Consider the following 10,225-nt stretch of genomic DNA (forward strand, 5'->3'; position numbering starts at 1 on the left):
GGACCTGTTTCCCGGTGCTCCCCGTCGCGTCCGCAGCCTCTTCACTTCGACCAGCCGACAGCCCGGCGCCACCGGCGCCGGGCTCGTTCGTGCCCGGGGCTGTCAGGACCTCTTGCGGAGGATCGCGGCGACGACCAGGGCGACGGTCGCGATGGTCCCGGTGACGAGGATCTTCACGTTGCGCGCCCGTACCGGGTCGTGCTCGGGCAACCCGCCGCCCGTGAAGAAGCTCCCCGTGTCTGCTGCCGCCTGCTTGGTCTGGTGCGCGACGTTCGCGGCCTGGGTGCGCGGGTCGAGTCGCGTCGTGAGCTCGTCGATCGTGCTCGCGAGCTCGGCCCGGGTCCGTGCGATCTCGGCTTCCAGCTCTGCCTGGGTCGGTTCGGTGCTCACGGGCGCAGTCCTTCCTTGACGGTGGCGACGTCTTCCTTGAGGTTGGCGATGGTCGACTCGGGGGTCGGCGGCATGCCCTTGGTCAGCTGCTTCTTGCCCACGAAGGCCAGGAGGCCGGCGACCAGGAGCAGGACGACGCCGACGATCAGCGCGGCGAGCCACAGCGGGACGGCGTGCGCGAGGCCGACCATGGCCGAGTGCAGGAGGAAGCCGAGCGCGTACAGGGACAGGACGCCGGCGACGACGAACATCCCGATCCCGATGCCTGATCGGGCGGCCTTGGTCGTCAGCTCCTTCTTGGCGAGCGCGATCTCCGTGCGGACCAGGCGGGTGGCCTGCTCCGACATCTGCTCGACGAGCTTGCCGATCGAGGGCTTCGGGTTCGGGGGAGGCGTCTGCCCGTCGTCCCAGTCGCTCATGGTGCTCACCTTCCTGGCGCGTCCGGCCGGAGCGCCCGTGCACGCAGGGGATGCCTGCGGCTCGAAGAGTCGTTCTTCATGTCCCACTCAACCGGTCAACGGCGTCCAGGGCAATTCCGCGCGCCGGGGGTGCGAGCAGGAGTTCGGTGTGCGAGGAGCCAGGGAAGGCCCGGGCTCCTCGTGCCCGACGTCGTCGCGCTGCTCGTGCGGATCGACCTGTCGACGGCACCGGGATGTCGCGAAGGGGTGCAGGGAACGACGAAGCCCCACCTCGTGTGAACGAGATGGGGCTTCGTGGAAGTGGCTCCGACCGGCGTCGATCCGGTGACCTTTCGATTTTCAGTCGAACGCTCTACCAACTGAGCTACAGAGCCTTGACACGAAAGCCCGGTCATGATGACCGGGCAGCCGCTGTCGAGCGACCCTGACGGGACTTGAACCCGCGACCTCCGCCGTGACAGGGCGGCGCGCTAACCAACTGCGCTACAGGGCCTTGCGTGAGTTTCTCCCGGCCTTTGCCGTTCGAACCTCGAGAATCGTATCTCACTTCCGGGCGGATCCGTTAATCGGATCTTTCCGAGTACCCCCAACGGGATTCGAACCCGTGCTACCGCCGTGAAAGGGCGGCGTCCTAGGCCGCTAAACGATGGGGGCCTAGTTTCCTGGACAACCCGTACCGCCTACGGGGCACGAGTCGCCGAGAGACCTCCGTCAGCATACGGGGAACTGGGGGCGCGGTGCAAAACGGCACGATCTCGGGGCTGCGGGCACCCGATCTCGCCTCGCCGCCGGCGCCGGTGGGGGTGTCGCGCCCGGCCGCGGGGGAGGATGGTGCCTGTGGTGGAGATGACGCGCGAGGACTTCGAGGACGCGGTGCGCGATGCGCTCGACGAGATCCCGGAGGAGCTGGCCGAGCAGATGGACAACGTCGTGGTGCTCGTCGAGGACGACGCCCCCGACGACGACCCCGAGCTCCTCGGGCTCTACGAGGGTGTACCCCTCACCGAGCGTGACCTCATGTGGGCCGCGGGTGCTCTTCCGGACCGGATCACGATCTACCGGCGTCCCACGCTCGCGATCTGCGAGACCCGCGAGGAGGTCGTCGAGGAGGTCGTCGTCACGGTCGTGCACGAGATCGCCCATCACTTCGGTATCGACGACGACCGCCTGCACGAGCTGGGCTGGTCCTGAGGGGCCGGTGCCCGCACCGTCGGCACCAGGGCTTTCATTCATCGTCGATCGGCGATAACATCGGCACATGACGATGAGACGTGAGGCGACGCCCCGGACGCACGTCCGCTCGCGGAGCGCCGCAGCGACCGCAGCGGGCGTGGAACCGGTCGACACGGACGGTGCGCCGGTCGCCGAGCATCCCGTGCAGGCCTGCGAGCCGCCGGTGGTCGGGCACGACCACGCGGCTGTCGCCCGCCTCCTGCACGCCCTCGCCGAACCCCACCGCCTCTCGATGGTCCACCTCCTGGCGCGCGCAGAGCACCGCGTCGTGGACCTGACGAGCGAGCTCGGGCTCGCGCAGTCGACCGTGTCGGTCCACCTCGCGACCCTCCGTGACGCCGGACTGGTCGACGTTCGTCGCGAAGGGCGGTCCTCCTGGTACCGGCTCGCGCGGCCCAAGGTCGCGCACATCCTGGCCGATGCCGAGCGCGTCGTCGAGGCGACGAGAGGCGGTGCGCGGTGAGCGGTCACTCCCACTCCCACTCGCACGGCGCGGCGACCGCGACGGGCGCGCACCGCCGTCGGCTCGTGATCGTCCTGGCCATCACGCTCGGCGTCATGGTCCTCGAGGTCGTGGGTGCCCTGGTCTCGGGATCGCTCGCGCTCCTCGCGGACGCGGGGCACATGCTGACCGACGCGACCGGGATCGGGATCGCCCTGTTCGCGAGCTGGCTCGCGACGCGCCCCGCCTCGGCGACCCGGACCTTCGGGTGGCAGCGTGCGGAGATCCTCGCAGCCATGACCAACGCGTTGATCCTCGGGGTCGTCGCGGTGCTCGCGATCGTCGAGGGCGTCTCGCGGGTCCGTGCACCCGACCCGCACGTCGAGGCCGGCCTGATGATCGGGGCGGCGGTCGTCGGGCTCGTCGCGAACGTGGTCGGTCTCCGCCTCCTGTCGGCCGGTCAGGGTGAGAGCCTCAACGTGCGGGGCGCCTACCTCGAGGTGCTCGGAGACCTCCTGGGCTCGATCGCGGTGATCGTCGCCGGGGTGCTCGTCGCGCTCGGCTTCGCGTGGGCCGACGGCCTGGCCTCGGTCGCGATCGGCATCATGATCCTGCCCCGCGCGCTGATGCTCCTGCGTGAGGTCGCCGCGGTGCTCCTCGAGTCGACGCCCGCGGGGGTCGACCTCGAGAAGGTCCGGACGCACATCGAGGGCATCCCCGGGGTCGTCGGGGTCCACGACCTGCACGCCTGGACCATCACGTCGGGGGTCCCGGTCATGTCGGCCCACGTGGTCGTCGAGGCCGAACGGCTCGAGCGTGGCGAGGGGACGGCGGTGCTCCAGCGGCTCAAGGAATGTCTGGGCGGACACTTCGACGTCGACCACTGCACGTTCCAGATCGAGCCTCCCGAGATGCAGGAGACCGAGTCCTCGGTCCACCTGTGAGCCCTCCGCGTCTCGCTGGTGGCCGCGCACCCGGGGGCTCGAGGCCGAGCAACTAGGCTGCCCTCATGACGATTCTGGTGACCGGCGGAGCGGGATACATCGGTGCGCACGTGGTGCGCCTGCTGCAGCGGCGAGGGGAGAAGGTCGTCGTGGTCGACGACCTGAGCACGGGGCAGGAGGGGCGCATCGGGGGTGCGCCGCTCGTGCGGCTGGACGTCTCCGGCCCGGAGGCGGTCGAGGTCCTGACCCGGACCCTGACCGAGCACGAGGTCACGGCCGTGGTGCACTTCGCGGCCCGCAAGCAGGTCGGCGAGTCCGTCGAGAAGCCCGCCTGGTACTACCAGCAGAACGTCGGTGGCTTCACGAACCTCGTGACCGCGATGGAGGCTGCCGGCGTGGACCGCCTGGTGTTCTCGTCCTCCGCGGCGACCTACGGCATGCCCTCGGTCTCGATGGTCGAGGAGAAGCTGCACGCCGAGCCCATCAACCCCTACGGCGAGACCAAGCTCATCGGGGAGTGGCTCGGCCGGGCGGCGAGCCGCTCGTGGGGTCTGCGGTTCGTCGCGCTGCGCTACTTCAACGTCGCCGGCGCCGGCTGGCCGGACCTGGGCGACCCTGCGGTCCTCAACCTCGTCCCCATGGTCCTCGACCGCCTCGAGCGGGGCGAGCAGCCCAAGATCTTCGGCGACGACTACCCGACGCCGGACGGCACGTGCATCCGCGACTACATCCACGTCCTGGACCTCGCCGAGGCGCACCTCGTGGCACTGGGCTACCTGGACGAGGACGAGCGGGCGTACGACGTGTTCAACGTCGGCACCGGCACGGGCTCCTCGGTCCGCGAGGTCATCGACGAGATCGGCAAGGTCTCGGGCCTGGACGTGACCCCGGAGATCCTCCCGCGCCGCGCGGGCGACCCGCCCCAGCTCGTCGCGTCGCCCGAGCGCATCAACAAGGTCCTCGGCTGGACCGGTACCCAGGGGCTCGAGCAGATCATCTCCTCGGCCTGGGAGGCCTGGCAGGCCGGGCCGCGGCGCATCGACGTCTGAGCCGTCCGAGCCGTCTCGGGCACTCCCCGAAGGGGCCCCCTCGCACCGTGCGAGGGGGCCCCTTGGCGTACGGCGCTGACACGGCCCCAGATCCTCAGTATGCTGAGCAAAATACTCAGTACGCTGAGGAATCGAAGGGTGGGCCATGTCCGGAACCAGCACGACCATCGACGACGTCGCCGAACGGTCGGCGTCCGGGACGTCCCCGCACGGGCCAGGCGCTGCCGTCGTGGCGCCACCAGAGGGCACTCTCGATCACGACCACGGCCGCGGACCCCTCACCCACGACACGTTCGCCCTCCACCTCGACGAGGCGCTCGCGGCCACGCGAACGGTGCTCCACGAGCACCTCGTCCAGGGCGCGGCGAGCGCCGCGACCGGCGGGCGACCGGTCGTCGACCTCTGGACCGACCTCGCGGACCAGGTGGGCGGAAAGCTCGTGCGGCCCCGGCTCACGCTCGCGGCCTACCTCGGGCTCGGCGGACGAGACCTCGGCGCCGTGGCCCCCGTCGCCGCGGCCCAGGAGCTGCTGCACACCGCGATGCTCGTGCACGACGACCTGCTGGACCACGACGAGACCCGGCGCGGTCGATCGAACCTCGCCGGGGCGACCCGATCTCGGCTCGCTGCCGCGGGGACAGACGGCTCTCGCGCCGACGTCCACGTCCAGGCCGCCGCCCTGCTCGGGGGCGACCTGGCGATCGCCGGCGCGTTCGACCTCGTCCTGAGCTCCACGGCGACCCCCGGCGAGAGGCTCGCGGTGACCGCACAGCTCGTGCGCGCGGTCCAGGTCGCCGTCGCGGGCGAGGTCCTGGACGTCTCGGGCCCGCTGCTTGCGCCCGGTGACGTGGACCCCGCGCTCGTGGCCGAGCTCAAGACCGCGACCTACACGTGCGTCGTGCCGCTGGCCTGCGGGGCGATCCTCGCGGGCGCCGACGCGGCGTCCCGCGCGAGCCTCGAGACCTACGGCCGAGCGCTGGGCGTCGCGTTCCAGCTGGTCGACGACCTGCTCGGGGTCTTCGGCGACCCTCGGGTCACGGGGAAGTCCGCTCTCTCCGACCTGCGCGAGGGCAAGCGCACGCTGCTCCTGGCCTGCGCCTACCGGGGCGCCGAGCCCGCAGACGTCGCTCTGCTCGACCAGCACGTGGGGCGGGCCGACCTCACCGAGGCGGGAGCCGCCGTCGTGCGGGACGTCATGCGCCGCACCGCGGCTCCCGACGCCGTCCGGGCGAGCGTGGCGCACCACCTGGACGAGGCGCGGGCCGCGGCCGCCGAGCTGCCCGCCCCCCTGGGGCGGTACCTGCTCGACCTGGCCGACTCGTTCGCCGACAGGGCTGCCTGAGATGCCGACCGGCAAGCGGCCCTCACCGGCGGCCGTCGAGGCGCACGGGGCGCAGATGCTGTACGACCGTACTGCCGCCCGCGCGAGCCGGGCGGTCCTCACGGGGTACTCGACGTCGTTCGGGCTGGGCTCCAGGCTGCTCGGCAGCGCCGCTCGCCGCGACATCGACGCGGTCTACGGCCTGGTCCGGGTGGCCGACGAGGTCGTCGACACCCGCCGTGGAGAGGGGGCCGACGAGCTCCTGACCGGTCTCGAGGAGGAGACCGCCCGCGCCCTCGCGAGCGGCTACTCGACCAACCTGGTGGTCCACTCGTTCGCGCGCACGGCCCGGCGCACGGGGATCGGGCACCCCGAGATCGACCCGTTCTTCGCCTCGATGCGCATGGACCTGACGGTCCAGGTCCACGACAAGGCCAGCTACGAGCAGTACGTCTACGGCTCGGCCGAGGTCGTCGGACTCATGTGCCTCGCGGTCTTCCTCAACGCCGGGCGACGCCCGGGCGACCCGGTCGTGCGGGCGAGCGACGCCGTCGTGCACGGTGCGCGCGGCCTGGGCGCCGCGTTCCAGAAGATCAACTTCCTGCGCGACCTGCGCGCGGACCACGAGGACCTGGGCCGCAGCTACTTCCCCGGGATCACCCCCGCGGACCTCACGCAGGAGGACGTCGACGCGATCCTCGCGGAGATCGGGAGCGACCTCGACGCGGCCCGTGCCGCACTCCCGTCGCTGCCGCGCCGTGCCCGGATGGCCGTCGCGGCGACCCTCGCGCTCTACGACACCCTGCTGGGCAGGCTCGCCTCGACGCGGCCCGAGGACCTGCTGCGCGCCCGGGTCCGTGTCCCCGACCCGGTCAAGCTCGTCGTCGCGGCCCGTGCGGTCGCCCGTGAGACCCTGCGACGAGACGTCCCCCTCCCCTTGACCGCCGCACCGACCGCACGCTCGACGACCCGAGGAGCCCCGTGACCCACGCACCGCCCGAGATGCCGCACGTCGTTGTCGTGGGCGGGGGGATCGGCGGCCTGGCCACGGCCGCGCTCCTCGCCCGCGGCGGCGCACGCGTGACCCTCCTCGAACGGCACGAGCGCGTCGGCGGGCGCGCCGGGACGCTCGACCTCGACGGGTTCCGGTTCGACACGGGCCCCTCCTGGTACTTCATGCCCGAGGTGTTCGAGCACTGGTTCGCGCTCCTGGGCGAGCGCGTCGAGGACCACCTGGACCTGGTGCCGCTCGACCCGTCGTACCGGGTCTTCTTCGAAGGATCCCCGTCCTCCGAGCAGGCCGACGCCACCCGCGCACGGACCGTCCTCGACGTCACGCGCGACGCGGAGGCCAACTGGGCACGCTTCGACGCGCTCTCGCCGGGTGACGGGGAGCGCATGCGCGCGTACGCCGCGGAGTCGAGCGAGGCCTACCGGCTGGCGCTCGACCACTTCCTCTACACGACGTTCGAGCGCCCCGACCGCGCGGTCGACGGCTCGGTGCTGCGTCGCCTCCCGCGGCTCGCGGCTCTCCTGGGACGCTCGCTCGCGGACCGCGTCGAGCGACGCGTGCGCGACCCGCGGCTGCGCCAGGTCCTGGGCTACCACGCGGTCTTCCTCGGCTCGTCGCCGTACCGCGTGCCCGCGCTCTACTCGCTCATGAGCCATCTCGACCTCGTCGAGGGCGTCCGGTTCCCGCGTGGCGGCATGTACACGATCATCGAGGCCATGGAGAAGCTGGCCCGCTCGGAAGGCGTGACGATCCGCACGGGGAGCGACGTCGTCGGGATCGAGGTCGCCCCCGCCGGGCCCGACGCCGGAGCCTCGCCCCGGGCGCGGACCGGCAGGTCCCGGCGGTGCGCGCGAGGCGTCGCGACCGGGGTGCGGCTGAGGGACGGCGAGGTCGTCCCCGCGGACGTCGTGGTGTCCGGTGCGGACCTGCACCACACGCAGACGGCGCTGCTGCCCGACGTGTACGCCGACCTGCCGGCCGAGTCGTGGGAGGACCGGGGGCCCGGCATCTCGGCGCTGCTCGTGCTCGCGGGCGTGCGCGGCGAGCTGCCCGAGCTGGCGCACCACTCGTTGTTCTTCACCGAGGACTGGCGCGGCAACTTCGAGGACGTCCTGGGGCAGGGGGCCTCGAGCGACGTGCGCTCGCTCCGCGTGCCCGTCCCCGCCTCGCTCTACGTCTCGCGGACCTCGGCGACCGACGACGCGAGCCTCGACCACCCGGCGGCACCACCCGGCCACGAGAACCTCTTCGTCCTGGTGCCGTTCCCGGCGGACCCTGCCCTCGGAGCGTCCGCCGCGTCGCAGGCCGCGCTCGAGGAGCTCGCCGACGGGTATCTCGACCAGGTCGGCGCCTGGGCCGGGATCGACGACCTGCGTGGCCGGGTCGTGACGCGCACGGTGCTGGGACCCGCGCACTTCGCGACCGAGTTCTCGTCCTGGCGCGGGACGGCCCTGGGCATGGAGCACACGCTCGCGCAGAGCGCGATGTTCCGGCCGGCCGGTGCCTCACGAACGGTCTCCAACCTGTACTACGCGGGAGCCGGCACGGCTCCCGGCGTCGGGCTGCCCATGTGCCTCATCAGCGCCGAGCTCGTCGCCAAGCGGCTCCTCGGCGAGACCTCGTCCCGGCCGCTGCCGACGCCGCTGCGCCGTGGCTTCCTCGCGGCGAGCCGACGTCCGGACCGGTTGCGGGGCGGTGCCGCGTGATCGGGTTCGCGTACCTCGGGGCGCTCGCGGTCTCGCTCGGCGGGCTCGCGGTGCTCGACCGCCGGTTCCGCCTCGCGTTCTGGGCCGACCCCGCCAGGACTGCGATCACGCTCGTGGTCGGTGTGCTGTTCTTCCTCGCGTGGGACGTCGCGGGCCTCGCGCTCGGGATCTTCGCGCGAGGCGACTCGCCCCACATGACGGGGCTCCAGCTCGCGCCCGAGCTGCCCGTCGAGGAAGCCGTGTTCCTGACGCTGCTCTGCTACAACACGCTGCTGGTGTGGCGGTTCCTCGACCTGCGGGTGCGTGGGCGGGGCCACCGGCGACCCGGGGCGACCGGGACGGCCGCCACGCCGCGGCCGACGGGCGCAGGGGTGGACGGCGCCGCCGAGCCCTCGGACGGCGCGACGACAGGGGGCCGAGCATGACCAACATCGTCCTCAACGTCGTCGTGCTCGTGCTCGTCGCGGCGGTCACCGGATGGACCCTGCGCCGGCACCGCGCCGGGCCGCTCCTGTGGACGACCGCGGTCATGGTCGTCCTCACGCTCGTGTTCGACACGATCATGATCGCCGTGGGGCTCTACACCTACGCGCCGGACAAGATCCTGGGCGTCTACCTCGTGGGTGCCCCGATCGAGGACTTCGCCTACCCCTTGGCCGCGGTCCTGCTGCTGCCTGCGGTGTGGACCTGGGTGGGTGACGGTCGCCGCCGGCGGCACGCGGGAGGACAGTCGTGACACGGGTCGTCGTGGGCCCCGGGCAGGCGCCGCGACCGCTCGTCGCCTTGCGGGAGGTCGTCGCCGCCTCGCGCCCGTTCTCCTGGATCAACACGGCCTATCCGTTCGCCGCCGGGTACCTCGTGGCCACGGGCGGACGCATCGACGCCACGCTCGTCGTCGGGACGCTGTACTTCCTCGTCCCGTACAACCTGCTCATGTACGGCGTCAACGACGTGTTCGACTACGCCTCGGACCTGCGCAACCCGCGCAAGGGCGGGATCGAGGGAGCGCTGGCCGACCCCGCGACCGCGCGGCGCACCCACCGACGGATCCTGTGGGCGTGCGCCGTGGCGAACGTCCCGTTCCTCGCCTGGCTGCTGCTCCAGGGCGACGCGGCCGCGAACCTGACGCTCGCCGTCGTGGTCTTCCTCGTCGTGGCGTACTCCGCCCCCGTGCTGCGCTTCAAGGAGCGGCCCTTCCTCGACTCGCTCACCTCGGCCATGCACTTCGTGGGACCGCTGCTCTACGCGCTCGTGCTGGTCGGGGCCGACCTCGGCGCGCGGACCGTGTGGCCCGTGCTGGCGGCGTTCGTGCTGTGGGGTGCCGCGTCGCACGCGTTCGGCGCGGTGCAGGACGTGCAGGCCGACCGCGAGGGCGGGATCGGCTCGGTCGCGACCGTGATCGGGGCGCACCGGACCGTGGTGGTCGCGTCGGCCGCCTACCTGGTGGCCGCGGTGCTGCTGGCGTTCCTCCCGTGGCCGGGGTGGCTCGCGGCCCTGCTCCCGCTGCCCTACCTGGTCAACGTCGCATCCTTCTGGTCGGTGCGCGACGCGGACTGCGAACGTGCCAACGTGGGCTGGCGACGCTTCCTCTGGCTCAACCTCGTGACCGGGTTCCTCGTGACGATGCTGCTCATCGGGGTCACCTGGGGGTGAGCGCGGCGACGCCTCCCTGAGGACAGACACCGCCGAGGGCGGGCACCGGTGTCCGG

General features: G+C 72.2%; 12 protein-coding genes and 3 tRNA genes. 10 read left to right on the forward strand and 5 right to left on the reverse strand.

Features of this window, described 5'->3' with window-relative positions; translation table 11 throughout:
• Window positions 1–102: 102 nt before the first annotated feature.
• The 5 genes from ACFWFR_RS13310 to ACFWFR_RS13330 all read right to left on the reverse strand — a co-directional run bounded on the left by ACFWFR_RS13310 (window position 103) and on the right by ACFWFR_RS13330 (window position 1,463).
• The gene (locus ACFWFR_RS13310; protein ID WP_377623268.1) at window positions 103–390 is read right to left on the reverse strand and encodes a DUF3618 domain-containing protein; all 288 of its coding nucleotides are present in this window, start codon (window positions 388–390) and stop codon (window positions 103–105) included.
• The gene (locus ACFWFR_RS13315) at window positions 387–809 is read right to left on the reverse strand and encodes a phage holin family protein (RefSeq protein WP_191805667.1); all 423 of its coding nucleotides are present in this window, start codon (window positions 807–809) and stop codon (window positions 387–389) included. The genes ACFWFR_RS13310 and ACFWFR_RS13315 overlap by 4 nt, the downstream gene beginning before the upstream one ends.
• A 301-nt stretch (window positions 810–1,110) precedes the next feature.
• Window positions 1,111–1,183: transfer RNA gene (locus ACFWFR_RS13320), tRNA-Phe, on the reverse strand.
• Between the two features lie 45 nt (window positions 1,184–1,228).
• Window positions 1,229–1,302 (reverse strand) — tRNA-Asp (locus tag ACFWFR_RS13325).
• Window positions 1,303–1,390: 88 nt separating this feature from the next.
• Window positions 1,391–1,463, reverse strand: a tRNA-Glu gene (locus tag ACFWFR_RS13330).
• A 174-nt stretch (window positions 1,464–1,637) separates the two neighbouring features.
• On the opposite strand from ACFWFR_RS13330, the gene ACFWFR_RS13335 reads away from it, so the two are divergent.
• From ACFWFR_RS13335 to ACFWFR_RS13380, 10 genes are all read left to right on the forward strand, one after another.
• Window positions 1,638–2,000: a metallopeptidase family protein gene (locus ACFWFR_RS13335; protein ID WP_191805668.1), complete on the forward strand. Its 363-nt coding sequence runs from the start codon at window positions 1,638–1,640 to the stop codon at window positions 1,998–2,000.
• A 67-nt stretch (window positions 2,001–2,067) separates the two neighbouring features.
• Window positions 2,068–2,505, forward strand: coding sequence for an ArsR/SmtB family transcription factor (locus ACFWFR_RS13340; protein ID WP_377623269.1), 438 nt, complete (start codon window positions 2,068–2,070; stop codon window positions 2,503–2,505).
• Window positions 2,502–3,428, forward strand: a complete 927-nt coding sequence (locus ACFWFR_RS13345; protein ID WP_377623270.1) for a cation diffusion facilitator family transporter — start codon at window positions 2,502–2,504, stop codon at window positions 3,426–3,428. Before ACFWFR_RS13340 ends, ACFWFR_RS13345 begins: the two co-directional genes overlap by 4 nt.
• A gap of 65 nt (window positions 3,429–3,493) precedes the next feature.
• Window positions 3,494–4,477 carry a UDP-glucose 4-epimerase GalE gene (gene galE / locus ACFWFR_RS13350; protein WP_377623271.1) on the forward strand — a complete coding sequence of 328 codons (984 nt, stop codon included), beginning with the start codon at window positions 3,494–3,496 and terminating at the stop codon, window positions 4,475–4,477.
• 145 nt (window positions 4,478–4,622) lie between these two features.
• Window positions 4,623–5,819, forward strand: coding sequence for a polyprenyl synthetase family protein (locus ACFWFR_RS13355; protein ID WP_377623272.1), 1,197 nt, complete (start codon window positions 4,623–4,625; stop codon window positions 5,817–5,819).
• 1 nt (window position 5,820) lies between these two features.
• Window positions 5,821–6,783, forward strand: a complete 963-nt coding sequence (locus ACFWFR_RS13360; protein WP_377623273.1) for a phytoene/squalene synthase family protein — start codon at window positions 5,821–5,823, stop codon at window positions 6,781–6,783.
• Window positions 6,784–6,800: 17 nt separating this feature from the next.
• The gene (crtI, locus tag ACFWFR_RS13365) at window positions 6,801–8,516 is read left to right on the forward strand and encodes a phytoene desaturase family protein (RefSeq protein WP_377623277.1); all 1,716 of its coding nucleotides are present in this window, start codon (window positions 6,801–6,803) and stop codon (window positions 8,514–8,516) included.
• Window positions 8,513–8,941 carry a lycopene cyclase domain-containing protein gene (locus ACFWFR_RS13370; RefSeq protein WP_377623274.1) on the forward strand — a complete coding sequence of 143 codons (429 nt, stop codon included), beginning with the start codon at window positions 8,513–8,515 and terminating at the stop codon, window positions 8,939–8,941. Before crtI ends, ACFWFR_RS13370 begins: the two co-directional genes overlap by 4 nt.
• Window positions 8,938–9,252: a lycopene cyclase domain-containing protein gene (locus tag ACFWFR_RS13375; RefSeq protein WP_377623275.1), complete on the forward strand. Its 315-nt coding sequence runs from the start codon at window positions 8,938–8,940 to the stop codon at window positions 9,250–9,252. The genes ACFWFR_RS13370 and ACFWFR_RS13375 overlap by 4 nt, the downstream gene beginning before the upstream one ends.
• Window positions 9,249–10,169, forward strand: coding sequence for a prenyltransferase (locus ACFWFR_RS13380; protein ID WP_377623276.1), 921 nt, complete (start codon window positions 9,249–9,251; stop codon window positions 10,167–10,169). The genes ACFWFR_RS13375 and ACFWFR_RS13380 overlap by 4 nt, the downstream gene beginning before the upstream one ends.
• The last annotated feature ends 56 nt before the right edge of the window (window positions 10,170–10,225 follow it).

The organism is Oerskovia sp. NPDC060287 (assembly GCF_042726775.1).
In the GTDB taxonomy this organism is placed as follows: domain Bacteria; phylum Actinomycetota; class Actinomycetes; order Actinomycetales; family Cellulomonadaceae; genus Oerskovia; species Oerskovia merdavium.